This is a genomic window from Microbacterium lemovicicum, from assembly GCF_003991875.1.
In the GTDB taxonomy this organism is placed as follows: Bacteria; Actinomycetota; Actinomycetes; order Actinomycetales; family Microbacteriaceae; genus Microbacterium; species Microbacterium lemovicicum.
In genome coordinates, this window is sequence record NZ_CP031423.1 from 3,494,139 (window position 1) to 3,517,239 (window position 23,101).

Annotated in this window: 25 protein-coding genes; 11 read left to right on the forward strand and 14 right to left on the reverse strand. The window is 70.7% G+C overall.

The window, feature by feature from the left end; translation table 11 throughout:
- Positions 1 to 89: 89 nt before the first annotated feature.
- Positions 90 to 1,604, reverse strand: a complete 1,515-nt coding sequence (locus CVS47_RS16390; RefSeq protein ID WP_127097442.1) for a SulP family inorganic anion transporter — start codon at positions 1,602 to 1,604, stop codon at positions 90 to 92.
- Between the two features lie 149 nt (positions 1,605 to 1,753).
- Between CVS47_RS16390 and CVS47_RS16395 the strand changes: the two genes are divergently transcribed.
- From CVS47_RS16395 to CVS47_RS16405, 3 genes are all read left to right on the forward strand, one after another.
- Positions 1,754 to 2,125: a MerR family transcriptional regulator gene (locus CVS47_RS16395; RefSeq protein WP_127097046.1), complete on the forward strand. Its 372-nt coding sequence runs from the start codon at positions 1,754 to 1,756 to the stop codon at positions 2,123 to 2,125.
- Positions 2,126 to 2,384: 259 nt separating this feature from the next.
- Positions 2,385 to 3,371, forward strand: coding sequence for an aldo/keto reductase (locus tag CVS47_RS16400; protein ID WP_127097047.1), 987 nt, complete (start codon positions 2,385 to 2,387; stop codon positions 3,369 to 3,371).
- Positions 3,372 to 3,503: 132 nt separating this feature from the next.
- Positions 3,504 to 4,313 (forward strand): hypothetical protein, encoded by an 810-nt coding sequence (locus CVS47_RS16405; RefSeq protein WP_127097048.1) that lies wholly within the window; start codon positions 3,504 to 3,506, stop codon positions 4,311 to 4,313.
- Positions 4,314 to 4,726: 413 nt separating this feature from the next.
- Here CVS47_RS16405 and CVS47_RS16410 read toward each other — a convergent pair whose 3' ends face one another.
- Genes CVS47_RS16410 through CVS47_RS16420 form a run of 3 tightly spaced genes read right to left on the reverse strand, consistent with a single transcriptional unit; the run spans position 4,727 to position 6,764 of the window.
- The gene (locus CVS47_RS16410) at positions 4,727 to 5,188 is read right to left on the reverse strand and encodes a MarR family winged helix-turn-helix transcriptional regulator (RefSeq protein ID WP_164734682.1); all 462 of its coding nucleotides are present in this window, start codon (positions 5,186 to 5,188) and stop codon (positions 4,727 to 4,729) included.
- Positions 5,189 to 5,205: 17 nt separating this feature from the next.
- The gene (locus CVS47_RS16415) at positions 5,206 to 5,868 is read right to left on the reverse strand and encodes a GTP cyclohydrolase II (protein WP_241240211.1); all 663 of its coding nucleotides are present in this window, start codon (positions 5,866 to 5,868) and stop codon (positions 5,206 to 5,208) included.
- Positions 5,865 to 6,764 (reverse strand): VOC family protein, encoded by a 900-nt coding sequence (locus CVS47_RS16420; RefSeq protein WP_127097050.1) that lies wholly within the window; start codon positions 6,762 to 6,764, stop codon positions 5,865 to 5,867. Before CVS47_RS16420 ends, CVS47_RS16415 begins: the two co-directional genes overlap by 4 nt.
- 316 nt (positions 6,765 to 7,080) lie before the next feature.
- Between CVS47_RS16420 and CVS47_RS16425 the strand changes: the two genes are divergently transcribed.
- Together CVS47_RS16425 and CVS47_RS16430 are read left to right on the forward strand one after the other, a co-directional pair.
- Positions 7,081 to 8,052, forward strand: coding sequence for an NAD-dependent epimerase/dehydratase family protein (locus CVS47_RS16425; RefSeq protein WP_127097051.1), 972 nt, complete (start codon positions 7,081 to 7,083; stop codon positions 8,050 to 8,052).
- Between the two features lie 36 nt (positions 8,053 to 8,088).
- Positions 8,089 to 8,496: a DUF3054 domain-containing protein gene (locus CVS47_RS16430; protein ID WP_127097052.1), complete on the forward strand. Its 408-nt coding sequence runs from the start codon at positions 8,089 to 8,091 to the stop codon at positions 8,494 to 8,496.
- Positions 8,497 to 8,528: 32 nt separating this feature from the next.
- Here the strand turns inward: CVS47_RS16430 and CVS47_RS16435 are convergent, their stop codons facing one another.
- Positions 8,529 to 9,953 carry a deoxyribodipyrimidine photo-lyase gene (locus CVS47_RS16435; protein WP_127097053.1) on the reverse strand — a complete coding sequence of 475 codons (1,425 nt, stop codon included), beginning with the start codon at positions 9,951 to 9,953 and terminating at the stop codon, positions 8,529 to 8,531.
- Between the two features lie 172 nt (positions 9,954 to 10,125).
- Between CVS47_RS16435 and CVS47_RS16440 the strand changes: the two genes are divergently transcribed.
- Entirely contained in the window at positions 10,126 to 11,523 is a 1,398-nt protein-coding gene (locus CVS47_RS16440; protein WP_127097444.1) for a threonine/serine exporter family protein, read from the forward strand.
- An 18-nt stretch (positions 11,524 to 11,541) separates the two neighbouring features.
- Here CVS47_RS16440 and CVS47_RS16870 read toward each other — a convergent pair whose 3' ends face one another.
- Complete coding sequence (locus CVS47_RS16870) at positions 11,542 to 12,333, reverse strand: helix-turn-helix domain-containing protein (RefSeq protein ID WP_206502680.1); 792 nt, start codon at positions 12,331 to 12,333, stop codon at positions 11,542 to 11,544.
- A 219-nt stretch (positions 12,334 to 12,552) separates the two neighbouring features.
- Here CVS47_RS16870 and CVS47_RS16450 point away from each other — a divergent pair, with 219 nt between their 5' ends.
- Together CVS47_RS16450 and CVS47_RS16455 are read left to right on the forward strand one after the other, a co-directional pair.
- Complete coding sequence (locus CVS47_RS16450) at positions 12,553 to 14,820, forward strand: helix-turn-helix domain-containing protein (protein ID WP_164734683.1); 2,268 nt, start codon at positions 12,553 to 12,555, stop codon at positions 14,818 to 14,820.
- Between the two features lie 96 nt (positions 14,821 to 14,916).
- Positions 14,917 to 15,876, forward strand: coding sequence for a Dyp-type peroxidase (locus CVS47_RS16455; RefSeq protein ID WP_127097055.1), 960 nt, complete (start codon positions 14,917 to 14,919; stop codon positions 15,874 to 15,876).
- 41 nt (positions 15,877 to 15,917) lie between these two features.
- Here CVS47_RS16455 and CVS47_RS16460 read toward each other — a convergent pair whose 3' ends face one another.
- Together CVS47_RS16460 and CVS47_RS16465 are read right to left on the reverse strand one after the other, a co-directional pair.
- A complete protein-coding gene (locus tag CVS47_RS16460) occupies positions 15,918 to 16,109 on the reverse strand; it encodes a hypothetical protein (protein ID WP_127097056.1) in 192 nt (63 codons plus the stop codon).
- Between the two features lie 124 nt (positions 16,110 to 16,233).
- Entirely contained in the window at positions 16,234 to 17,070 is an 837-nt protein-coding gene (locus CVS47_RS16465) for an alpha/beta fold hydrolase (protein WP_127097057.1), read from the reverse strand.
- Between the two features lie 192 nt (positions 17,071 to 17,262).
- Here CVS47_RS16465 and CVS47_RS16470 point away from each other — a divergent pair, with 192 nt between their 5' ends.
- Positions 17,263 to 17,655: a TIGR03618 family F420-dependent PPOX class oxidoreductase gene (locus CVS47_RS16470; RefSeq protein ID WP_127097058.1), complete on the forward strand. Its 393-nt coding sequence runs from the start codon at positions 17,263 to 17,265 to the stop codon at positions 17,653 to 17,655.
- Positions 17,656 to 17,684: 29 nt separating this feature from the next.
- On the opposite strand, the gene CVS47_RS16475 is transcribed toward CVS47_RS16470, so the two are convergent.
- Positions 17,685 to 18,407, reverse strand: coding sequence for an anti-sigma factor (locus tag CVS47_RS16475; RefSeq protein WP_164734684.1), 723 nt, complete (start codon positions 18,405 to 18,407; stop codon positions 17,685 to 17,687).
- Positions 18,391 to 18,951 carry a sigma-70 family RNA polymerase sigma factor gene (locus CVS47_RS16480; protein WP_241240212.1) on the reverse strand — a complete coding sequence of 187 codons (561 nt, stop codon included), beginning with the start codon at positions 18,949 to 18,951 and terminating at the stop codon, positions 18,391 to 18,393. Before CVS47_RS16480 ends, CVS47_RS16475 begins: the two co-directional genes overlap by 17 nt.
- Positions 18,952 to 19,143: 192 nt before the next feature.
- On the opposite strand from CVS47_RS16480, the gene CVS47_RS16485 reads away from it, so the two are divergent.
- Both CVS47_RS16485 and CVS47_RS16490 read left to right on the forward strand, forming a co-directional pair.
- Positions 19,144 to 19,854 (forward strand): CHRD domain-containing protein, encoded by a 711-nt coding sequence (locus CVS47_RS16485; RefSeq protein ID WP_127097060.1) that lies wholly within the window; start codon positions 19,144 to 19,146, stop codon positions 19,852 to 19,854.
- Between the two features lie 288 nt (positions 19,855 to 20,142).
- Positions 20,143 to 20,517: a class F sortase gene (locus tag CVS47_RS16490; RefSeq protein WP_241240371.1), complete on the forward strand. Its 375-nt coding sequence runs from the start codon at positions 20,143 to 20,145 to the stop codon at positions 20,515 to 20,517.
- 43 nt (positions 20,518 to 20,560) lie between these two features.
- On the opposite strand, the gene CVS47_RS16495 is transcribed toward CVS47_RS16490, so the two are convergent.
- From CVS47_RS16495 to CVS47_RS16510, 4 genes are all read right to left on the reverse strand, one after another.
- On the reverse strand, positions 20,561 to 21,151 hold the full coding sequence (locus tag CVS47_RS16495) for a TetR/AcrR family transcriptional regulator (protein WP_127097062.1): 591 nt from the start codon (positions 21,149 to 21,151) through the stop codon (positions 20,561 to 20,563).
- On the reverse strand, positions 21,144 to 21,917 hold the full coding sequence (locus CVS47_RS16500; protein ID WP_127097063.1) for an SDR family oxidoreductase: 774 nt from the start codon (positions 21,915 to 21,917) through the stop codon (positions 21,144 to 21,146). The genes CVS47_RS16495 and CVS47_RS16500 overlap by 8 nt, the downstream gene beginning before the upstream one ends.
- Positions 21,918 to 22,077: 160 nt before the next feature.
- Positions 22,078 to 22,506, reverse strand: coding sequence for a cupin domain-containing protein (locus tag CVS47_RS16505; RefSeq protein ID WP_127097064.1), 429 nt, complete (start codon positions 22,504 to 22,506; stop codon positions 22,078 to 22,080).
- Positions 22,507 to 22,528: 22 nt separating this feature from the next.
- Positions 22,529 to 23,095, reverse strand: a complete 567-nt coding sequence (locus CVS47_RS16510) for a pyridoxine/pyridoxamine 5'-phosphate oxidase (protein WP_127097065.1) — start codon at positions 23,093 to 23,095, stop codon at positions 22,529 to 22,531.
- Positions 23,096 to 23,101 lie beyond the last annotated feature (6 nt).

Genomic DNA, 23,101 nt, shown 5'->3' on the forward strand with positions numbered 1-23,101 from the left:
CCGGGCCCACCTGCGCGAGCAGTCACAACACGCCGTTCCACGTTCGGCTGGAACAGCGTGTTGCGACGTCTCGGCACCGCCGCCCCGATTCAGTGGCCGGCGCCGAGCCCGCCGCTGAGCCGCCCGTGGAAGCGGGTCGTCGCCTCGTTCATCCCCTCGAGGGTGACGGTCTTGCCGAGCCGGTCGTATTTCGTGCGCACGGCGTCGAGGGCCGCGACCGTCGAGGCGTCCCAGATGTGCGAGCGCGACATGTCGATGACGATGCGCTCCGGATCCTGCGTGTACGAGAACTGCGTGGTGAGGTCGTTGCTCGAGGCGAAGAAGAGCTCGCCGTCGACGTCGTAGTGGGCGGTGGCCGCGGCATCCGTCCCCTCGATCCGGCGCGTGACCGTCACGAAGTGGGCGACGCGTCGTGCGAACAGGATCATCGCGGCGATGACGCCCCCGCCCACGCCGAGGGCGAGGTTGTGGGTCCAGACGGTGATGACCACGGTCACCACCATGACGAGGGTCTCGCTCTTCGGCAGGCGCCGCAGCGTCGAGGGCCGCACGCTGTGCCAGTCGAAGGTCGCCACCGAGACCACCACCATGACGGCGACCAGGGCCGCCATCGGGATGATGGCCACGACGTCGCCGAGCACGAGCACGAGGATCAGGAGGAAGACGCCGGCGAGGAAGGTGGAGATGCGCGTACGGGCGCCCGAGGCCTTCACGTTGATCATGGTCTGCCCGATCATCGCGCAGCCGCCCATGCCGCCGAAGGCCCCGGAGAGGATGTTCGCCGCACCCTGTCCGAGCGCCTCGCGCGTCTTCGGCGAGTGCGTGTCGGTGATCTCGTCGACGAGCTTGGCCGTCATAAGCGATTCGAGCAGTCCGACGACGGCCATCGCGGCGGCGAAGGGCAGGATGATGCCCAGCGTCTCCCACGTCACAGGCACGTCGGGCAGGAACAGCTCCGGCAGGCTCTCGGGCAGTGCGCCCTGGTCGCCCACCGTCGGAACGCTGATGCCGAAGACGACCGCCGCGCCCGTGAGGAGCGCGATCGCGAAGAGCGGCGCGGGCACGACGCGCGTGACGAGCGGCATGAGGTACATGATCAGCAGCCCGACCACGACGAGGGGATACACCGCCCACGGCACGCCGATCAGCTGCGGCACCTGCGCGATGAAGATCAGGATCGCGAGCGCGTTGACGAAGCCGACCATCACGCTGCGCGGGATGAAACGCATCAGCTTGGCGACGCCGAGCACGGCAAGGACGATCTGGATGACGCCGCCGAGCAGCACCGTGGCGATGAAGTAGTCCATGCCGTATTCGCGGGCGACCGGAGCGATCACGAGCGCGATGGCGCCGGTGGCGGCGGTGATCATCGCCGGACGTCCGCCGAGGAACGAGATGGCGACGGCCATGATGAACGACGAGAACAGCCCGAGGCGCGGATCCACGCCGGCGATGATCGAGAACGCGATCGCCTCGGGGATCAGGGCGATCGCGACGACGAGTCCGGCGAGCACCTCGCGCGTCAGGAGGCGCGGGCTGCGGAGGGCCTGCAGCACGGTGGGTTCGATGCGCGGCCGGGTCGGCGCGGGCGTGACGGCGGTCATGGGGCTCCAGAGGAACAGGGCGAGCGGGGGCTCGACGGCGGAGCGCGGCACTGCGCGGAGGGAAGGAGGGGAGAAGATGGGATGTCGCGGCACCGGCGACCACGATGAACCCTACCGTAACGTCAGGGTTGCGCCGAGAAGAGGACGAGATGCCCGGACCCGGGACGATGCACATCGGCGAACTCGCCGAGCGCACCGGGCTGTCGCTGCGGACGCTGCGCCACTACGACGAGATCGGCCTGCTCACCCCGTCGGGGCGCACGGACGGCGGCTTCCGGCTGTACACGGCCGACGATGAAGCCCGCCTGCTGCTCATCCGGCGCATGAAGCCTCTGGGGTACTCGCTCGAGGCGATGGGCGAGCTGCTCGCCGTCATCGACGGGCTCGAGGCGACGCCCGGCGACCGCGTGCTGCAGCAGCGCCTCGACGCCATCCGGGCGGAGGCCCTCGAGCGACGCGGACGTCTCGAGGCGCAGCTCGCCGCCGCCGACGAGTTCGTCGAGCGGCTCAGCGGCCGCTGACGGCACCGCTCCCGCGCCCGCGCCCTCTAGCGCCCGCTCCCGCTCTCGCTCCCGCGCCCCTCTCGCTCGCGCTCTCGCCGCGAGAAGTCGCAACACGCCGTTCCACGGTCGGCGGGAACGGCGTGTTGCGACGTCTCGCCGGGGAGGTGGGGGAAGGGGGGAGGACGCCCCGGCACCAGGCGACGCCGCACGCTCCACGACATGGCCGGAGTAGCCTCGACCCGTCGGCGGGCGCCGACCCGCGGCATCCAGGAGTCTCATGCACACGCGCACACTCGGTCAGGACCTGCTCGTCTCCGCCGTCGGACTCGGATGCATGGGGATGTCGCAGAGCTACGGACCGAACCCGGGCGACCGCGACGACATGATCGCGGTACTCCGCTCGGCGGTCGACGAGGGCGTCACCTTCTTCGACACCGCCGAGGTCTACGGACCGTATGTCAACGAGGAGCTCGTGGGTGAGGCGCTCGCGCCCGTGCGCGACGAGGTCGTCGTCGCGACGAAGTTCGGCTGGCGCATCGAGGGCGGCCGGAGCGTCGGCCTCGACAGCCGTCCGGAGCAGATCCGCCGGGTCGCCGAGGCGTCCCTCACGCGACTCCGCACCGACGTGATCGACCTGTTCTACCAGCACCGCGTCGACCCCGACGTGCCGATCGAGGACGTCGCCGGCACGGTCGCCGACCTGGTGCGCGAGGGCAAGGTGCGCCACTTCGGCCTCTCCGAAGCCTCCGCGGCGACCATCCGCCGCGCGCACGCCGTCTTCCCCGTGACGGCGCTGCAGAGCGAGTACTCGCTGTGGACCCGCGACCCCGAGCGCGAGATCCTCCCCGCACTCGCCGAGCTCGGCATCGGATTCGTCCCCTTCAGCCCGCTCGGCAAGGGTTTCCTGACGGGCACCGTCGACACCACGACCGGCTTCGCCGACGGCGACATCCGCTCGAGCATCCCGCGCTTCTCCGAAGAGAACCGTGCCGCGAACCAGGCACTGGTGGACCACGTGCGGCAGCTGGCGGAGGGGAAGGATGCCTCCCCCGGCCAGGTCGCACTGGCCTGGCTTCTTGCTCAGCACCCGTGGATCGTCCCGATCCCCGGAACGCGCCGCACCTCGCGCATCCGCGAGAACGCCGGTGCGACCGCGGTCGCCCTGTCGGCCGACGAACTCGCCGACCTCGACGGACTCGCGCAGCGGGTGGGCGTCGCGGGCGCCCGCTACAACGAGGTGCACATGGGGTTCGTCGACAACTGAGCCGCCACCCTCCGGACGACCGCGTAGCGCGGCATCCTGTTTCGCGCAAGGTGCATCCGCAACGGCCGCGCCGGACGAATCTCTGAGAAAGGTGCCGTCCACTCGCACGGCTCGCACTCACGGAGGTGTCCCATGACCACGATGACCCGCACACGAGGATCGGCGACGAGCCGGCGCATCACGGCCGGCCGACTGCTGGTGCTGATCCTGGCGATCGGTCAGCCGGTGTCGTCGCTGGCGTTCGATCTGCTGTCACCGAACGAGCTGCAGGGCGGGGCGGACTTCTCGCCCATCGTGCCCCCCGGGCCGATGTTCAGCATCTGGGGACTGATCATCGTCGCGAGCATCTTCTGGTCGCTGCTGCAGGCGCGCCCGAGCGTGCAGGTCTCCCCTCTGCGCGACCGGCTGGTCGCCCCGAACTCCGCGCTCTACGTCGGGTTCTTCCTCTGGCTCTCGGCCGCCGCGATCGGTCAGCAGTCGCCGCTCACGCTGGTCGTCTTCGTGCTGATCGTCGGGGCGAACCTCGTCGCGTGGGCGCGCATCTCGCAGGGGCGCGAAGAGATCGCCGGCTGGAAGAGGGTCGACCGCGTCTCGCTGTACCTGTCGCAGGGCGTCTACGCCGGCTGGACGTCGATGGCGTTCTTCGTCAACGTGGCGACGGTCGTGCAGGGCAGCGGGGCTCCGATCGAGGGCGGCTGGGGCACGACGTGGCAGATCCTCGTGATCGCCGCGGCCGCCGGCACCGCTGTGCTGTTCCTCGTGGTCTCGCGCGGATCGATCTGGTACGCCGCCATCGCCTCCTACGCCCTCGTCGGTGCGACGATCTCGACGGCCGTGTCGGGGTTCGGCGTGCTGTCGGTCGCGCTCGTGTCGGGCCTGGTCATCATCGCGGTGACGACGATCGCGGTTCGTCGCCGGCTGGGTCCGGCCGTCCAGCGCTGAGCCGCCGGGGCGCTGACGTTCCTCGTCCCGCACCGCCCTGCCCTGCCCTGCCCTGCCCTGCCCTGCCCTGCCGAGCCCCGCCGAAACGTCGCAACACGCTATCCCGCGCCGTCAGCGAAAGGCGTGTTGCGACGTTTCGCGGAAGGGTGACGAACGTGACCGCGTGCGCAGCGCGGCGGGGCGACGCGGCATCGCATCGTTGTCACGTGACGCTTCCTGCTGTCATCACAGGCCGGTTCCCGCAGCGAGCGTCAGATGAACGGACGCAACCGAGCCGATTCCCGCGGCGAGCGCCAGATGAACAGACGCACCCGCGCCGGTTCCCGCAGCGAGCGCCAGATGAACGGGCGCAACCGCGCCGGTTCCCGCGGCGAGCGTCAGGCGGTGAGCCGAGCGGATGCCGCGGGCAGCCGTCAGCGCGGTGAGCCGAAGCGGCTCTCGGGGTCGAGCTGGGCGCCCAGCAGGGCCGTGATGCGCGCGAGGTGCGCGAGGTCCTCCTCCGACAGCGCGTCCACGACGAGCCGCCGCGCGGTCTCGATGTGGCCGGGGATCGCCCGGATCAGCGCCCGCCGCCCCGCGCCGGTCAGCGCGACGGTGGTCACGCGGCGATCCTCCGGCGACGGAGAGCGCGAGATCAGCCCGCGCCGCTCCAGCCGCGAGCACACGTGCGACAGCCGCGAGAGGCTGCCGCTCGTGGCGTCGGCGATCTCGCTCATCGACACGGAGGCATCGGGCGCCCAGCGCAGGAACGTCAGCACGGCGAACTCGTAATGCGTCATGTCGGCGTCGCGCTGCAGCTGCGAATCGAGCTCGCTCGGCAGCAGCTCGCACACGCGGATCAGCCCGAGCCACGCCTCGCCCTCGGCCGGCGACATCCGCGGGACGGGATACATCACGCCGCCGTCAGGTCCAGGAGGTGCCCGGTGTGGTCGCGCTTGGCCTGCAGGTACCGCGCGTTCGCCGGCGTCAGGTGCACGCCCGTCGGCACGACCTCCTCCACCGCGATGCCGTGGGCGGTCAGCTGCGCGGCCTTGTCGGGGTTGTTCGTGAGGAGACGCAGACGGTGGATGCCGGCGGCACGAAGCATCTGCGCGGCGGCCGCGTAGTCGCGCTCATCCTCACCGCGGCCCAGCGCGGTGTTGGCCTCGTAGGTGTCGAGACCCTGGTCCTGCAGCGCGTACGCGTCGAGCTTCGCGTACAGGCCGATCCCGCGTCCCTCCTGACGCAGGTAGAGCAGAGCGCCGCCCGCGACGGACAGGCGCTCGACGGCCTCGCGCAGCTGCGGGCCGCAGTCGCAGCGCTCGGAGCCGAACACGTCGCCGGTCAGGCATTCGCTGTGCAGCCGTACGAGCGGAGCCGGAGCGGGTCCGGAGGCGGCAGCATCCACTCCCCCGCCGAAGCTGAGCAGCAGGTGCTCGGCGCCGTCGACGAGGTGGCGGAACGTCGACACGCGCGCCTCCGCTCGGAAGCCGTCCGAGAAGCGCAGCGGCACCGTCACCGTGGTGCGGATCTCCGCCTCGGGCAGCGACGCACGGTCTTTCCCGAATCCGCTCACGCCGCCACCCCCTCGGGCGCGACGGTCAGGAGCGTGCCCCACGGGTCGCGCAGCCGCAGCGCGCTGCCGTCGTCCTCGGCCGAGACGCCGTGGTGGCGGGCGCGGTCGGCGAGCGAGAGGATGTCGCCGCGCTCCGGCATGCGCAGCCGCACGTCTCCGAGCCCGAGCGACACCGCCCGCGGTCCGGCGCCGGCGCTGTGCCACGTGTTCAGGCCGATGTGGTGGTGGTACCCGCCGGCCGAGATGAACAGCGCCGAGCCGAGGTCCATGATCACATCGAAGCCGAGCATGTCGACATAGAAGCGGCGTGCGGCGGCGATGTCGCCGACCTGCAGGTGCACGTGCCCCACCGTCGCGGCGTCGGCGGCGACCCGGTTCGGGTCGAGGTGCGTGCGCAGGAACGCGTTCGGATCGATGGCGGTGTTGGTCGGCATCCATCCGTCAGGCTGGTTCTGCCAGATCTCCACAGGACGGTCCCAGTAGAGCTCGATGCCGTTGCCCTCCGGGTCGCTGAAGTAGAACGCATTGCTGAAGGTGTGGTCCGTGGCGCCCTGGTAGAGGTGACCGGCGCGCTGGGCCATCGACAGCACCGCCGCGGCGAGCGCCGCCCGATCGGGGAACGCGATGGCCGTGTGGTAGAGCCCGGCGGCGTGCCGGTCGACGGGCGGAAGGTCGGGCGTGTGTGTCAGCGTGACGATCGGGATGCCGTCGCGCCCGAGCGTCGCGCGTGCACCCGACTGGTCGAGCACGTCGAGCGTCACCGCGTCGCGGTAGAACGCGGTCTGCGCGTCGAGGTCGCCGACGAGCAGCTCGACGGTGTCCATGCGGGTGGCGTCGGCGGCCGCCCCGAGGGTGCGGATCGGCGCGGGGCGCCAGTCGAGCGGCGAGGCGATCATGCCGGAGTCCTTCGTTCGATGCGCGACGGTATGCCGCGACCATTAGTTGACACAACAACCAATGCTCGGGTCTATTCCCCCGACCTCCGCGGCGCCTCACGTTCGCCTGACCGGAGTTGCAGCATCCGACCCCCCATTCGGGCAGCACGCGTCGACTCGAGCCGGAGCGGGCGCTGCCGCCGCACAGACCGCCGGCCTCACCTGACGCGGCGTGCCGCATCCCGCTGCTCGATTCCGCAGGAAGCGTCAACCCGACCGGGCGAACCGGGCGAGACCGGCAGGATGAGGGCATGGAGCACACGACGGAGCGGACGCCATGCGGATAGTCGTCGTCGGCGGGAGCGGCCACATCGGCTCCTTCCTGGTTCCGCGACTCGTGCGCGCCGGCCACGACGTCGTGAACATCACACGCGGATCGAGCAGCGCCTACGTCGACGCCCCGGAATGGCGAGCCGTCACGCAGATCGTGGCCGACCGTGAGGCGCAGGATGCCGCGGGCGAGTTCGGGCGGACGGTGCTGGCGCAGCATCCCGAGGTCGTCGTCGACCTCCTCTGCTTCACGCTCGCGTCCGCGAGCGCCCTCGTGGACGCGCTGCGCGGTCGCGTCGACCACCTCGTGCACTGCGGAACCCTCTGGCGCTACGGACCCGCCCTGAAGACTCCCATCCACGAAGGCGAGGGGACGCCGCCGTTCGACGAGTACGGCATCCAGAAGGAGGCCATCGCACGGATGCTGCAGCGCGAGACCGCCGGCGGCGGCCTCGTCACGACCTCCGTGCACCCCGGTCACATCGTCGGCCCCGGATGGTCGCCGGTCGGCCCGCTCGGCAACGGCGATCCGTCGGTGTGGCGCACCCTCTCGGAGGGCGGCACGCTCCGCATCCCCGGCATCGGGTCCGAGCTCCTGCACCACGTGCACGCCGACGACGTCGCCCAGGTGTTCGAGCTCGCCGTCGCGCACCGCGACGCCGCCGCCGGCGAGGACTTCCACGCGGTCGCCCCGTCGTCGCTGAGCGTCCGCGGCTACGCCGAGATCGCGGCCTCGTGGTTCGGCCGGACGGCGACGCTCGAGCCGATCTCGTGGGAGCAGTTCCGCGCGGAGAACACCGAGCGGCACGCGGACGCGAGCTGGGGGCACCTGTTCCGCAACCACCACCTCAGCATCGACAAGGCTCGTCGCGTGCTCGGCTTCGCGCCGCAGTACGAGCCGGAGGCGGCGATCCTCGAGTCGGTCCGGTGGCTGATCGATCGCGACCGCCTCGACGTCGCACGTCCTCTGCAGGTGTGACGAGCCGGATGCCGCGGCCCCGGCTAGCCTGACGGTATGACCGACTCGAGCTCACGCCGGACGACGGACGCGGTCGTCGTCCGCCGCAGGGTGACGGCGTTCGTCATCGACGCCGTGCTCATCGTCATCTTCGCCGCGATCGGCCGCGCCAGTCACACCGAGGGCATTTTGGCCGGGCTCTGGACCACCTCGTGGCCGTTCCTGCTCGCGCTCGTCGTGGGCTGGGTGCTGTCGCTCGCGTGGCGGGCGCCGCTGGCCGTCGTGCGCACCGGCCTGCCCGTATGGGCCATCACCGTCGCCGGCGGGATGCTGCTGCGCGCCGTGACGGGACAGGGTGTGCAGATCGCATTCGTGATCGTCGCGGCATCCGTCCTGCTGCTCTTCCTGGTGGGGTGGCGCGGCCTGCTCGCCCTGCTCCGACGCCGGAGCCGCACCCGCAGCTGAACCTGCCCGCACACGGGCCCGATCCGAGCGCTTCAGCTCTCAGACTCGACCTGCTCGGCGATCTTGTCGACCTTCTCGACGTATGCCTTCGGGTCGGTCTTGCGCTCGAGGCCCGCGGCGTTCATGTAACGCACCGTGCCGAAGACGGGGCGCTCGGTCCACCCGCGGTCGTGCTGGCCGAAGAGCCACGCGATGTTCGAGAACGAGTTCGCATCGCGCCCGTCGAGGAAGTACCTGTTGTTGAGGTAGAGCGCGGTCCGGTAGGCCGTCTCCGGAGTCTTCGACCACTCGATGATCTTCTTGCCCCAGTACATCCGCATGTGGTTGTGCATGTAGCCGCTCACGACCATCTCGCGCATCGCGGCGTTCCAGTACTCGTCGTGCGTCTCGCCCTTCTCGAGCTGCCCGCGGGTGTAGACGTGCTCTCTCTTGTCCGTCGCATGCTTCTGCAGCGTCTCGCGCGCCCAGTCGGGCAGCCCCTGATACGAGTCGTAGTGCGGCTCGTAGAACACGAAGTTCTGCGGCAGCTCGCGCCGGATGATGAGCTCCTCGAGGAACCCGTCGACGTTCTCGCCCCCGCCCGCCTTCTTCACCTCGAGCGCGAGGTAGACCGGCGAGATCTGCCCGAAATGCAGGTACTTGCTCATGTGCGAGACGTCGTTCGTCTGGGGCTGGTTGCGATTCTCGGCGTAGTGCGGCAGCGAGTCCTCGATGAAGTGCCGCAGCATCGTCTTCGCCGCGGTGGTGCCGCCGGTGAAGATCGTCACCGGGGGCACGTCGCGCTCGATGGACAGCTTCTTGAGAAGCGTGGGGATGTCGCTCAGGTCCTCCCCCGCGATCTCCCTCCCCAGGCTCGTGTTCTTCACCGTCGTCGCGCGGAGCGGCGCGAGGAAGCGCTCCAGGTGCTTCGTGATCTTCGGGCGGAGGGTCCGCGCCGCAGTCTCCTTCTTGTCGGACGCGAGCTCGACCGGCACCACGACGTCGCTCTCGACCTGGATGACGGGGACGTCGGCGTCCTTCGCGACGCGGTCGCGCCACTGTCCCTGGATGCGGAGATAGCCGCGATCGGTGACGACGAGGGACGCGTCCTTCGAGAGCTTCGCTGCGACGTCGTCCGGCGTGCCGCGCTGGGCGACGAAGGTGATGCCTCGCTTCTCGAGCGCCTCGGCGACGTCGGCGAGCCCTTCGAGCATGAAGGAGTAGTGCCGCTCCTGAGCGTCGGGGTAGTCCTCGGTGATGCCGAAGCAGACGAGGATCGGCTGGTCGAGCTCATTCGCGCGGTGCACGGCGTATTCGAGCGCGTGATTGAACTCCGCCCGCTGCGACTGCTGCATCCAATAGAGGACGTACGCGCCGTCGCCGATCTCCTCGATGTCGTTCAGCTGCTGGACGCGCTCGGACTGGATGCCGGCGTAGACGTCGATCTCCGCGACGTCGTGGGTGTCGTCAGGGGCCATGCGCTCATCTTGACGGCCTGTCCGGGCGCGCAGGAGGGGTTGCGGACGCGGTCCTCGTCGGATTCGCAGAGGAACTCAGGCGATCGCACCTCCCGCGCCGACCGCGGCTAGACTCGAGCTTTTGCGCCGGGTCGGGTCCGGCGCCGGCCGGGCACGAAGGCGGGAGGTGACCATGAACCGGCGCGAGCGGACCGTTCTGAAGGCGCTGTCGGGCTTCGTGCGGACAGGCGCATCGACCGACACCTCGACCGATACGCTCCCCGTCATCGACGACCGCCTCGCAGTGTCGATCCTCGACCTGGCGGTGCGCATCGGCGAGACGATGCTCGTGGCCGGAGCCAGCGCCAGCGCGGTGACGACGACGATCGTCCGCGTCGCGGGCGCCTACGGCGTCGACCCGGTCGACGTCGACGTGACCTACAACTCGATCACCGCAGCGCATCACCGCACGGGCGCGGCATCCCCGGTCACGCTGCTGCGCGTCGTGCGCGGCTCCGCGCCCGACCATCTGCGACTCGAGCGCCTGCAGGCGCTGGTCGCCGAGATCGAGCAGGGTCGCGACCCCGCCGATGCGCTGGCCCGCTGCCGGGAGATCCGGCGCACGCCGTTCCGCTACCGGCCCGCCGTGGTGGTGCTCTCGCAGGCCCTGCTGGCGGTCGGCGTCGCGATCATGTTCGGCGGCAACGGACTGGTGATCGCCCTCGCCTTCGTCGCCGCTGCGGTCGCCGCCCTCACGCAGTTCGCCCTCGCGCGCGCCCGCGTCCCCTACTTCTTCAGCCAGATCGCCGGAGCCTTCGTGCTGACGATGATCGCGGCGGCCACTCCGCTGCTGCGGCAGACGGGGTGGGATGCCGCGGCCCAGGTGCGTCCGTCGGTGATCGTCGCCTCGGGCGTGGTCCTGATGCTCGCCGGGCTCACCGTGGTCGGAGCCGCCCAGGACGCGATCGACGGCTTCGCGCTGACCGCCATCGGGCGCATCCTGGAGCTCACGACGAACACGCTCGGCGTGGTGCTCGGCATCCTGGCGGGGCTGGAGACGGCCAGCGCGCTCGGGTTCGCCATGTCTCCCCCGACAGAGGCGCTGCCGCTCGGTCCGGTGCCCCTGCAGTTCTTCGGCGCAGCGCTCATCGCCGTATCGGTGGCCATCTTCAACGGCGGCGGCGGCCGCATCATCGGCGTCAGCGCGGCACTGAGCCTGGTGGCGTGGGTCGGGTACCTCGGCGCGACCCGGCTCGGCTTCGAGGTGGCTGCCGCAAGCGGCTTCGGCGCCTTCCTCGGCAGCCTCGCCGGAGTGCTCATCGCCTACCGACTGCACGTTCCGTCCGTGGCGATCACCACCGCTGCGATCCTGCCGCTCGTGCCGGGAGCCGCCGTGTTCCGGGGCCTGCTCGGCGTCGTGGAGTCGGGACAGAACGCGTCGCTGCTGCTCACCGGGTTCACCACCCTGGCCGGCGCGGCGACGATCGGCATCAGCCTCGCGGTCGGCGCATCGCTCGGCATCTACCTCGGCCAGCCCGTGCGCGCCTCGCTGCGCGGAATCGCCGGCACGCGGGCACGCCTGCGCCGCTGATCGCCCGGCCGCCCCGGCTCAGATGCGACCGCCGGCCTCCCACAGCCGGATGAGCTTGAGGGCGAGGTGCAGGGTGCTGCGCTTCATGCCGTCGGCGAGCGCATCGCGCACCTCGGCCGGCATCCGCTCGAGACGGTAGTAGAGCGTCGTCCGGTGGATGAACAGCACCTCGCATGCCGCCGGAACATTGCCGGCGACGTCGAGGTAGGTCTCGACGGTGCGCCTCTGGGTCTCGTCGCCGTGTGTGACGAGGGTGTGCGCGGCCGGCGAGACGGCCGCCAGGCTCGCCGGGTCGACCTTCGCGGTCGCGAGCAGCAGCCAGCCTCCCAGCGCGCTGACGTCGACGGCCGGGCGGAACTCCGCGAACGCCGCCGAGAGCTCCGCCGCGTGCGTGGCCTCCCCCACGGCGGCATCGAGGTCGGGAGCCGCCGGCACCGGGGAGGCGGTTCCGATCCCCAGGACCCGGATGCCTCGTGCCTCCGCTTCGCGATGGATGCGCGCGTCGAGGTCCGACTCGGTCGACGGCCCCACCACGATGACGGCTCCGCTGCGCATGCCCGCCAGGTAGGCCGGGACGGGGCGCAGTGCCGCCAGCTGACGCCCGAAGCCCGCGCGTCTCAGCGAGGTCACGGCGTTGTCGATGAGCACGACGCGGACGACGGTGCCGGCGCCCCGTTCCAGCCACCGGTTCTCCACAGCGGTCTCGAACGCCTCGCGCCTGGCGGCCGGGTCGGCCGAGGTCAGCGCGAAGAGCACACCGTGGCGGTCGGCGTGGCGCGCACCTTCCGACTCGCGTACGAGGTCGCTCATGGCTCTCCCTCACGGTGGGCAGCCGCACGCGGGGTCGCGAGGCGGACGCGGCCGTGTGCGGGGGTTCTTGTGGAGTGTTGCTTCATTCGACCGCGTGGGCCGCGGGGACACCAGGAAGAAAGGGGGCAGAAATCACGTTTCCGGGATTTTGCGGCGATTGCGCGATCTGCCAGGCTCGCCGTAGGACGTCGCACGCGAGATCCCACGAGGACGCGCGTGATGCGGGATGTCCTTCAGCCGGGAGACGAGCTCGTGTCGCAGCATCCATTCGGTGTCCTGCTTCGCCGCCGTCGCCAGCACGCCGATTTCACGATCGAGCACCTCGCCGAGCGGTCGGGACTGAGTCCGCGGGCCATCGGCGACATCGAGCGCGGAGTAAGCACGGGTCCGCAGCGGCGGACGGTCATCGCCCTCGCCGACGGACTCGACCTCGGCGGCGACGACCGCGCGGACTTCCTCCAGGCGGCCCGCCCCGGGCGGCGAGCCGCGTCGCTCGATGCTCCGGCCGTCTCCGTCCGGCCCTTCCGCCTGCCCGACTTCACCGCCCGCGAGGACGAGCTGGAGGTCCTCACGACGCTGCTCGCGGGGAGCGACGCCGCCGTCACCACCCCCGTGCTCGTCACCGGCATGGCCGGCGTGGGAAAGACGACCATCGCGCTCGAAGCGCTCCACCGGGTGACGACGGATGCCACCGGCATCCTGTTCGTGAATGTCCACAGCCCCGACAGCCTTCCGCTTCCTCCTCTGCAGGTCCTGCAGGCTCTGCTCCGGCAGACCGAGGCCGGCGAAGAGGCGGACACGATGGACGATGCCGTCGCCGCGTGGCGGCGGGCGACCGCCACCGCGTCGCTCGCCGTGCTCCTGGACAACGTCGCAGGCGAGGAGCAGGTGCGAGCGGTGCTGACGGCGACCCTGCCGGTCCGGCTCGTCCTCACGTCGCGACGCCCGCTCGCCGGCCTGGAGGGGTGTCGCCGGGTGGCCCTCGGTCCCCTCCCCCGCCCTGCGAGCATCGACGTCCTCTCGAGGATCATCGCGCCCGCGCAGCTCGCCCGTGGCGATCTCGACGAACTCGCCGCACTGTGCGCCGACCTGCCGCTGGCGCTGCGAATCGCGGGGAGCCGGATCTCGTCCCGTCCCGACTGGAGCGTCGAGGACTACGTCCTGCGGCTGCGCACGGAGACGACGCGACTGCGGCATCTGGTGGCGGGCGACCTGAGCGCGGCATCCGCGTTCGCTCTCTCGTACGACACGCTGGCACCTCGGTCCCAGCAGCTCTTCCGCAGCCTCTCCCTCATCACCGGACCGTCCTTCCGCGCCGACATGGCGGCGGCGGTCGCCGCCCTGAGCGCGGAGGCGGTCGCCGAGAGCCTCGACGAGCTCACCGACAGCGCGCTCGTGGAGCCGCTGATCGGCGAGCGCTATCGCATGCACGACCTCCTCCGCGTCTTCGCGAGGGAGAGGCTCGCGTCGGCCGAGACGACCGAGCAGATCGACGAGCGACAGGCCGGCCTGCGGCGCTGGACGCTCGACACCGCCCGCAGGATGGCCCAGGTCACCGAGGAGCAGGATGCCGCGGCGGAGGCCGGCGGCGTCACTCTCGCGTCGGCGCACGACTGGCTGACGACGGAGGCGGACGCATGGTTCCGCGCGCTCGAGACCGCTGCGGCCGGCGCCGGCGACCCGCCGGACACCGTACTCGCGACCGCGGAAGCCCTCGCGCACTTCGCCGAACGGTGGCTGGGCTTCCCGCACTGGCGGACCGTCCTGGAGATCGCCGTCGCCGCCGCAGAGCAGCTGGGCGATCAGACCGTTCTGGTCAGGCAGCTGCACTGGCAGGCGGCCCTCGAGCTCGGTCTGGTGGACGGCGACGCCGACCGCGCGCTGACGATGTCGCACCGCGCCCGTGACATGGCCCTCGCAGCGGGCGCGACGGAATCGGCGGTCTGGGCACTCGTGACCCTCGCGTGGAGTGAGACGCGACGCGGGGAGCTTGCGGCGGCACGCGAGACGGCCGCGCTGGCCCTCGCCGAGGCGACGGCCGCCGATCTGGTCGAGGCGCAGGTGCACAGCCGCTACTTCCTCGCGAGCGGGTGGATGGAGGACGATCCCGAGCGGGCGCTTCAGGAGGCCGGCGAGATCCGGCGCGTGCTCGACGAGCGCGAGGCCGACCTCGCCATCCGCGAATGGAACACCGCCAACAACTCGCAGACCGCCATCGCCGCCAAAGCGCTCCTCCAGCTGAAGCGGTACGACGAGGTGATCGTCGTGGCCGAGCGGATCATGGACGACGCCGCGCTCTTCCCCCATGAGCCGGGCTTCCTCGCGCGGGCGCACCGTCACCGCGGCTTCGCGTTCCTCGGGCTCGGCGCGACCGAGAAGGCGCGCGGCGATCTCCAGCGCGCGCTGGATCTCGTGCAGCCGCACGAGCGCCCCGACTGGTGGGCGGCGGAGATCCAGACGGCGCTCGACTCCCTGCCGCAGCCGTGACCACGCCGCGACGCGGATCTCGCGACAGGTGTCGGATGCGCTGAGAGGCGGAGGATGGGATGCTGGGGCCCCAGCTCGCCGCCCGAAGGACCTCGCATGAGCGCAGACACCTCGTCCCACCGCGTGCCGATCGAACCGCAGAAGGTCGATGCCCCGCTCACCCAGCACGCGATCTTCCTCGTGCTCACGGTGCGCGACTCGGATGAGGCCCGTGCCGCGGTCCGCGCCGGGCTGGGATCGATCAGCGATCTGGTGAAGAACGTGTCGTTCCGCGACCTCACCGGCGCGCTGTCGTGCACGGTGGGGATCGGCAGCGACGTGTGGGCCGCCGTCACGGGGCAGCCCGCCCCGGGGGAGCTCAAGCCCTTCCAGCCCATCGTCGGCGCCACGCACACAGCGGTCGCCACCTCGGGCGATCTGCTCTTCCACATCCGCGCCGACCGCCGCGACCTCTGCTTCGAGCTGGAGCGCCAGCTCCTCGCCGTCCTCGGCGACGCGGTCGACGTCGTCGATGAGACGACCGGCTTCCGCTATTTCGACACCCGCGATCTGCTCGGCTTCGTCGACGGCACCGCCAACCCCGTCGGGCCCGCCGTCCTCGATTCGACCGTGCTGACGGAGGACGACGGTCCGGGCGCCGGCGGCACCTACGTGGTCGTCCAGAAGTACCTGCATCCCCTCGACACGTGGCGCGCGCTCACCACCGAGATGCAGGAGCAGATCATCGGCCGCACGAAGGCGGACAACACCGAGCTCGACGACGCCGTCGACGGCCAGAAGTCGCACAAGACGCTCTCGACCATCGTCGACGAGAACGGCGAGCACGACATCCTCCGCGACAACATGCCGTTCGGGTCCCCGGGTTCCGGCGAGTTCGGCACCTACTTCATCGGCTACGCGCGTCACCTGTGGGTGATCGAGCGGATGCTGCAGCGCATGTTCATCGGCGACCCGCCGGGTCTGCACGACCGGCTTCTGGACTTCTCGACGGCGCAGACGGGGAGCGTGTTCTTCGCTCCGAGCGCGGACCTGCTCGACGGTCTCGGCGACAGCTGACGACCGGCGCGCGGGCGCGCCGGTCGCGGACCCGCCCGACCTCAGAAGTCGGTGCGCGCCTCCTGGTCGATGTCGAGGACGGTCTCGTCAGCAGCCCACGCGTCCAGCGCGCCGTCGAGCTGCCGCTTGAGCCAGTCCGCCGGGAGCGGTGCCGCCGCCTCCCGCTGGGCGAGCTGCTGTCGCCGCTCGTCCGCGCTGCCGGTGAGGTCGTCGAGTGTCGGGGAATCGGACATCGGGTAACTCCTTGCGCTGGTGATCGTGAGGCGGGGGCAGACGCCGGGTGCGGCATCCGCTCGTCGGAATGCGGGAGGAGGCGAGACCCGGCATCGCCGGACCGCGCCTCCCCCGCGCGTCGACCTACTTCTGGATGAACGCGAGCAGGTCGGGGTTGATGACGTCGGCGTGAGTGGTGAGCATGCCGTGCGGGAAGCCCTCGTAGATCTTGAGCTCCGAGTTCTGCAGCAGCTCGTGCTGCTTCAGAGAAGCGTCCTTGTAGGGCACGACCTGATCGTCGTCGCCCTGCGTGACGAGCACCGGCACCGTGATGGCCTTGAGGTCCTCGGTCTGGTCGGTCTCCGAGAACGCCTTGATGCCCTCGTAGTGGGCCAGCGCGCTGCCGGTCATGCCCTGGCGCCACCAGTTGGCGATGACCGGGGCCGACACGTCGGCACCGGTCCGGTTGAATCCGTAGAACGGTCCGGAGGCCACGGCCTGGTAGAACTCCGCGCGGTTGGCGGCGAGCGCGCTGCGGAACCCGTCGAAGACGGAGACCGGGGTGCCGTCGGGGTTCGCATCGGTCTGCACCATGAGCGGCGGCACGGACGAGACGAGCACGGCCTTGGCGACGCGCCCCTGCGGTTCGCCGTACTTCGCGACGTAGCGGGCCACCTGGCCGCCGCCGGTGGAGTGACCGATGTGCACCGCATTGCGCAGGTCGAGGTGCTCGACGACGGCGCTGGCATCACTGGCGTAGTGGTCCATGTCGTGACCGGTGCCGATCTGCGACGAGCGGCCGTGGCCGCGGCGGTCGCTGGCGACGACGCGGTAGCCCTTGCTCAGGAAGAAGAGCATCTGCGCGTCCCAGTCGTCCGAGGACAGGGGCCAGCCGTGGTGGAACATGATGGGCTGCGCATCGCGGGGCCCCCAGTCCTTGTAGTAGATCTCTGCGCCGTCTTCTGTGGTGATGAATGACATGATCGACCTCCGCGTGCGTGTAGGACCAAGCCGGAGCCTGGGACGGGGTGTGGTGATTTCGCCACGGGATGCCGGGCGAGTGCGTCCACGGTAACGCCGGCGATTCCCGCCCCGCGAGGGCCTCAGCGGTACTTCCGACAAGTGTCTGAGGGCGCGGGTCGGCGCGACGCATCCGTGGATACGATCGGTCGTATGAGCTCCTGGGAGACCGTCCGTCCGTACTTCGCGCGCGGCGCGCTGGCGCACATCGCGACGCTGCTGCCCGATGGCGCCCCGCACTCCGTGCCGGTGTGGATCGGCGTCGAGGGCGACCGGCTGGCGGTGTTCATGGTCGAGGACTCGCGGAAGGACCGCAACCTGCAGCGGGATCCGCGTGTGGCGCTGTCCACGACGCGTCCCGACCAGCCGCTCGACATGGCGACCGTGCGCGGTCGCGTCGTCGAGCGCATCACCGGCGAGGCGGCGATGGAGGTCGTCGACCGTATCGCCCGGCTCTACACGGGCGCGGACTACGACGTCCGCTCCGGCATGGCGGTCTTCTTCATCGAGCCCGAGAGGGCCTGGTCGCAGGACTACTCGGGCTGACCGCGACGCAATCCCGTCCGCGCGGCGCCTCAGACGCTAGGCAGTGCGGCGTGGGCGACGACGACGTCGCCCGTTCCGCGCAGCTCCATGCGCACCGTGTCCTCCCGCATCACGCCGGCGTTCATCCGGCACACGATGGGCACGTCCGAGCCGAGCACTTCGCCGGCGGAGAACTCCTCACCGTTCGACCCGACGAAGACGAGCTCGTACGTCGCGCCCACGGTGAGACCCGTGGCCTCGAGGTACGCCTCCGTGCCCCAGGTGTGAGCGACGAGCTGCGCGTGCACGTCGGCTGCACCCTCGTCCTCCACGACGGAGATCTGTTCGACGGCGCCGAGCGTCCCTGGCGGACCGGATGGTGGAGACGGGGCGAACAGCCCCGCACTGTTGACACCGATGACGAGGCCCAGCACGAGGCACGCGGCCGCCGAAAGCGGGGCCAGCCACCGGCGCCGTCGACGCGCTCCCTCTGCGGTGACCGCCTGCGAGGGCGACGGCGACAGGGCTGTGAGGTCGTCCCTCTGGATGGACGCCGCGATCCGGTCGGCGAGGTCGTCGGTTCCCCGAGGAGCCACCCACGTCAGGTCGCCCTGACGCAGTCTGCCTGAGATCCCCTGGAGCGCGACGTACTCCTCCGCGCGTCGCGTATCGCTGCGGCGCAGGTCATCGAACTCCGCCGCCTCGGAAGAGGTCAGTTCTCCGGCGAGGGCGGCGGCGGCCAGCTCGGCCCATCTGTCATCGGGAGTGCGCATCATGCTCATCCATCTCTTCGAGGTGCGTCCTGAGTGCGCGCAGCGCATGGAAGGTCCGGGTGCGCCACGTGGCGACGGGAACGCCTGTGGCCTCCGACAGTTCCCGGTAGCTGCGGCCGTGAAGATGCACGGCGACCACGGCCGTACGGTGCGACTCGCTCAGCACGGACAATGCCTCCAGCATCCGGAGACGCTCGAGCGGATCGATGGCCTCTGTCGCGCGGCTCTCGAGCTCGGCGTCGTCGCCGATGATCGGCAACCGCGCCCGGGCGCGGACGGCGTCGACGATGACGTTGCGGGCGATGGAGAACAGCCACGTGCGCTCCGACGCGGACCGCGGATCGTATCGTGTGCGTGCCCGCCATGCGCGCAGGAAGGTCTCCTGCACGCAGTCTTCGGCGAGCGGCCGGTCACGGAGCGCGTTGACCGCGTACCCCAGGAGAGCGCCGCCGTGATCCTGGAAGGCACGATGCACGTCGAAGATGTCGTCGCGTCGAGAAGGGGCATCCATATGCACCTCCCCGCCTCCCGCGGCGGGATCCACCGTCCGTCCGGCCATCGGCCCGTCCCTTCGAGGCTAGCGGTCGCGGTACTGCCGGCCTTCGCCAGGGGATACGTCCACAAAGCGCGGGACGTTCATTTCGCGACGATTCCGGCAGCGGATGAACATGCGGAGGGTGCGGGTCGTACACCCCCGACAACCGGACCATGAGCGTCCCGATCGAGAGGCACGACGATGACGAAGAAGACGTACACCCGCCCACTGACGATCGGAGCGCTCGCGGGCGTCGCCCTGCTGGCTGTGGGAGCGCCCGCCTACGCCGAGACCGAGGTCTCCGAGCCGTCGGAGTTCACGAGCGCGTTCACCGTGATGGCCACGCCCGACCAGGTCATCAACAACGACGGCGTCGCCGCCCCCGGCGAGAGCGGCGCGACGGGCACCTTCACCTTCCGCATCAACTCCGATCTCGAGATCATCTGCTACGACATCCGCCTCGAGGGCGTGACCGGCGACTACCAGAGCCCCGCCAAGACCGCCACGCACATCCACGAGGCGGCTGTCGGCAAGCCCGGGCCGCCCCGGATCTCCTTCCCCAATCCGGCTCCCGCCGGCGACGGACCTCGTACGTCGTCCGGCTGCCTGCAGGGTCCGTTCACCACCGGGATCCTGGCGGAGGGCGTCGACACCGGCGAGGGCTTCACCCTCGCCCAGATCGAGGCGAACCCCGCCGGGTTCACCGGCGACTCGCACACCGTCACCTCGCCCGCGGGGGTCGTTCGCGGGCAGCTGTCCGCCATCCCCGTCGGCGGTGTCGACACGGGAGCAGGCGGAGCCGCCGACGCGGGCATGAACCCGCTCGTCGTCTCGGCCGCCGTCGGCGGTGCGGGCCTGCTCGCCGCGAGTGCGGTGCTGGTGCACCGACGTCGCGCATCCGCAGGGCGATGACCTCGAGATCCCACACGACACAGCGGGGCGCCCGATCAAGGCGCCCCGCGCTGGTCGCGGGCCTGGTCGCCCAGGTGACGATGTCAGGGCTGGCCGGGTGCACCGCGTCCGGCAGCGCTCCCGCCGGCGCCGGTGGCCGGCGCGACCGCGTCCGCCCCTCCTGCTGAGTCGGCGACGCCGGCGGCTTCGCCGACGCCCTCCGTACGGGCGTCACCACCGCGGTCAGCCGAACCGTCGCGACTGGTCATTCCGGCACTGGGGCTGGATGAGCCTCTCATCGAGCTGGGCATCGCCCCGGACGGCAGCATGGAGGTGCCCGTTGACTACGACGAGGTCGGCTGGTTCACCGGCGGCGGTCGCCCCGGCAGCACCGGTCCCACCGTGATCGCCGCGCACGTCGACTCACCCACCGGACCCGCGGTCTTCCGTCATCTCGCCGACGTCTCGACCGGTGACGTGATCGAGGTCCACGATTCGCAGCAGCGTACGCACCTCTACCGCGTCACGGAGACGCAGGACTACGCGAAGGCACTCTTCCCCACCGCGCAGGTCTTCGGGGCGACGCCCCGCGATGAGCTGCGCGTCATCACCCGCGGCGGTGTGTTCGACCGCGGAACGGGGCATTACCTCGACAACCGGGTCGTCTTCGCCGAGCGCATCTGATCACCCGCACGAGCCGGATGCGAGTGCCCGGGCACGACCCGCCTCACTCCCCCGCCGGCCACCAGGCGGGGAGGAGCCCGCCGATGCGCGTCCCGGCTTCGCTCACCTCGGCGTCGTCCGACATCGTCCAGACCTCGATGACACCGACGAGCCCGCCCGCGATGTAGGCCGCCGCCTCGGCACGCTCGCGCGGATGCTCCGGCACGCCCTCGACCCCCTGCGTCGCGAAGACGGCGAGCGCGTCCTCGGCGCGCGCGCGCAGACGAGATTCGAGCGCCGCGCGGAAGGCTCCGCGCGAATCGGAGGTCAGCAGGGCCCGGTACACCGTCCGGTCGACGACGAGGTGCGCGAGCAGCTCCCGCAGGGAGGCGAGGTACCGGCCCGCCACGTGCGCCGGTGTCTCCTCGTCGACATGCACCTCGACCGTCGCGATCCGATCGAGCTCGGCGGTGAACTCCGCGATGGCGAACTGGCGGACGCCGGTCGCGTGGCCGTAGAAGGTGGTGCGGTGCACGCCGGACGCGCGGCACAGCATCGCCACCGAGATGTCGTCGAGGGAGTGCTCCGCCAGCAGCGACCGGAGCGACTCGCGGAGCGCCGTGCGGGTGCGTGTCGTGCGCGGGTCTTCACGCATGGCGCGGCCTTCCTGAAGACGAGTGGATGGAGTCGTAGTGCGAGAGCCCGGCCGTCTCTCCGCCGTCGGCGACGAACTCGGCGCCGGTGGAGAAGCTCGACTCGTCGGAGGCGAGGAAGAGGATCAGGTTGGACAGCTCGATCGCCTCGCCCATGCGGTGGAGTGCGACGTGGTTCTGCTCGCTCGGCAGCCCGTCGGTCATCGGCGTGCGGATCGCACCGGGGTGCACCGAGTTGACGCGGATGTTGTACTTGCCCAGGTCGAGCGCGGCGCTCTTGGACAGGCCGCGGACGCCGAACTTCGCCGCGTTGTAACCGGGGAGGGCCTCGTAGCCCTGCAGACCCGCCGTCGAGGACACGTTGATGATGGAGCCCTTGCCGCTCTTCTTCAACGGCTCGATCGCGGCCTTCGTCCCGTAGAACACGCCGGTGAGGTTGATGGCGATGATGGTGTCCCACGCCTCGAGGGTGTAGTCCTCGATCGAGGCGAAGTTCGCGATACCGGCGTTGTTGACGACGATGTCGAGTCCGCCGAATTCGTCGACGGCCGTCTGCACTGCGGCCTCCCACTGGGCGTAGTCGGTGACGTCGAGGTGGACGTATCGCGCGGCGTCGCCGAGTTCGGCGACCAGCGCCTCGCCTTCGGCGTCGAGCAGGTCGCCGATGACGACCTTCGCTCCTTCGTCGATGAGCAGCCGTGCGTGGGATGCTCCCATTCCGCGGGCTCCGCCGCTGATGAGGGCCACTTTGTTGCTGACGCGTGCCATGGTGTGCACCTTTCTCCTCGAGGAGTCCCGGATGCGATCCGGGGCCGTCGCTTCCTGGGCGACACCACTATTTTACAAGTGTCGATTAGCTGAGGGGCCGGTGGCCAAAGACGTCGAGCTGTTCAGACGAGACGCTGGACGGCCGCGCAGACCGCGGACGTCACCAGGGCATCAGCCGGTCGGGATCGCGCGTGCTGTCGTCGGGGATGTGGGGCAGCTGGTCGCCGCCGGCGCGGATGCACAGCCAGCGCAGCTCCGTCGGACTGTCGGGCGCCGCGCGCCACGTCCGCCACACGCCCTGGCCGACGCGCACGACGGTCCCGGCCTCCACGTCCACGACCTCCTCATCGAGACCCATCTGGCCGCGTCCGTCGAGGAAGACGTACAGCTCCTCGATGTCCGCGTGCGTGTGCCAGTAGCCGGCGTCCTCACCGGGGAGGAGCGCGTTCGCCGTCATCCCGATGTACTGCATCGACAGCTCGTGGTCGACGACCCGCCGTCCGTCGCGCGACCGCGCCGGAACGAAGCCGCCGAAGTGATCGCGCCAGGCATCCGGCGCGCCGATCCGAGTCACCTCGAAGTCCGTCATCACGTTCTCCTCTCCTCGACACCTAGCCTGCAGCGAGTCGCGGCGCATGGTGCCAGTCGCCGTCGCGCAGCTCGTACACGACCCGCGTGTGCCGGCGGTCCTCGGCTCCCTGCCAGAACTCGACCCTCACCGGCATGATCCTCCACAGAACCCACTCGCCCGGCTCGACACCCGCGCGGGCTGCGGCGGAGCGGGCAGCGAGATCCGCGTCGCTCTCTTCGCGGGATGCCTCGCGGACCGGTCCCCGGAGGCGCACGGCGCGCATGATCGGCTGCCACCAGAAGGTCAGCGCCGCTGCCGGGTTCGCCGCGAGGTGGGATCCCTTGGCGGACGAGCGCGGACCGGCGACCGCCCAGCCCCTGCTGTCGGCATCCTTCAGGATGAGGGTTCGCGCATCGGGCATGCCCGCAGCATCCACCGTCGACATCGTGGCGGCCAGCGGCTCCGGAACCCCTGCCCCGACGGCCTGCTCGATCCACGCCTGGAAGAGCTCGACCGGCTGGGTGGGCAGCGCCGTCGTGTCGAAGGGCGGCGGAGACCCCGTGAGCGAGGGCTGTTCTCTCAGCCACGTCGCGAAGGGTGAAGGCACCTCCCC

What these genes read in the sequence shown, in the direction of transcription:
- CVS47_RS16450 (WP_164734683.1), top strand. Translation starts at nt 12,553, where the DNA reads ATGCGGGATGTCCTTCAGCCGGGAGACGAGCTCGTGTCGCAGCATCCA.
- CVS47_RS16400 (WP_127097047.1), top strand. Translation starts at nt 2,385, where the DNA reads ATGCACACGCGCACACTCGGTCAGGACCTGCTCGTCTCCGCCGTCGGA.
- CVS47_RS16495 (WP_127097062.1), bottom strand. Translation starts at nt 21,151, where the DNA reads ATGCGTGAAGACCCGCGCACGACACGCACCCGCACGGCGCTCCGCGAG.
- CVS47_RS16460 (WP_127097056.1), bottom strand. Translation starts at nt 16,109, where the DNA reads ATGTCCGATTCCCCGACACTCGACGACCTCACCGGCAGCGCGGACGAG.
- CVS47_RS16390 (WP_127097442.1), bottom strand. Translation starts at nt 1,604, where the DNA reads ATGACCGCCGTCACGCCCGCGCCGACCCGGCCGCGCATCGAACCCACC.
- CVS47_RS16870 (WP_206502680.1), bottom strand. Translation starts at nt 12,333, where the DNA reads ATGAGCGACCTCGTACGCGAGTCGGAAGGTGCGCGCCACGCCGACCGC.
- CVS47_RS16405 (WP_127097048.1), top strand. Translation starts at nt 3,504, where the DNA reads ATGACCACGATGACCCGCACACGAGGATCGGCGACGAGCCGGCGCATC.
- CVS47_RS16440 (WP_127097444.1), top strand. Translation starts at nt 10,126, where the DNA reads ATGAACCGGCGCGAGCGGACCGTTCTGAAGGCGCTGTCGGGCTTCGTG.
- CVS47_RS16485 (WP_127097060.1), top strand. Translation starts at nt 19,144, where the DNA reads ATGACGAAGAAGACGTACACCCGCCCACTGACGATCGGAGCGCTCGCG.
- CVS47_RS16430 (WP_127097052.1), top strand. Translation starts at nt 8,089, where the DNA reads ATGACCGACTCGAGCTCACGCCGGACGACGGACGCGGTCGTCGTCCGC.
- CVS47_RS16465 (WP_127097057.1), bottom strand. Translation starts at nt 17,070, where the DNA reads ATGTCATTCATCACCACAGAAGACGGCGCAGAGATCTACTACAAGGAC.
- CVS47_RS16455 (WP_127097055.1), top strand. Translation starts at nt 14,917, where the DNA reads ATGAGCGCAGACACCTCGTCCCACCGCGTGCCGATCGAACCGCAGAAG.
- CVS47_RS16410 (WP_164734682.1), bottom strand. Translation starts at nt 5,188, where the DNA reads ATGTCGCCGGCCGAGGGCGAGGCGTGGCTCGGGCTGATCCGCGTGTGC.
- CVS47_RS16500 (WP_127097063.1), bottom strand. Translation starts at nt 21,917, where the DNA reads ATGGCACGCGTCAGCAACAAAGTGGCCCTCATCAGCGGCGGAGCCCGC.
- CVS47_RS16425 (WP_127097051.1), top strand. Translation starts at nt 7,081, where the DNA reads ATGCGGATAGTCGTCGTCGGCGGGAGCGGCCACATCGGCTCCTTCCTG.
- CVS47_RS16395 (WP_127097046.1), top strand. Translation starts at nt 1,754, where the DNA reads ATGCCCGGACCCGGGACGATGCACATCGGCGAACTCGCCGAGCGCACC.
- CVS47_RS16470 (WP_127097058.1), top strand. Translation starts at nt 17,263, where the DNA reads ATGAGCTCCTGGGAGACCGTCCGTCCGTACTTCGCGCGCGGCGCGCTG.
- CVS47_RS16435 (WP_127097053.1), bottom strand. Translation starts at nt 9,953, where the DNA reads ATGGCCCCTGACGACACCCACGACGTCGCGGAGATCGACGTCTACGCC.
- CVS47_RS16505 (WP_127097064.1), bottom strand. Translation starts at nt 22,506, where the DNA reads ATGACGGACTTCGAGGTGACTCGGATCGGCGCGCCGGATGCCTGGCGC.
- CVS47_RS16475 (WP_164734684.1), bottom strand. Translation starts at nt 18,407, where the DNA reads ATGCGCACTCCCGATGACAGATGGGCCGAGCTGGCCGCCGCCGCCCTC.
- CVS47_RS16420 (WP_127097050.1), bottom strand. Translation starts at nt 6,764, where the DNA reads ATGATCGCCTCGCCGCTCGACTGGCGCCCCGCGCCGATCCGCACCCTC.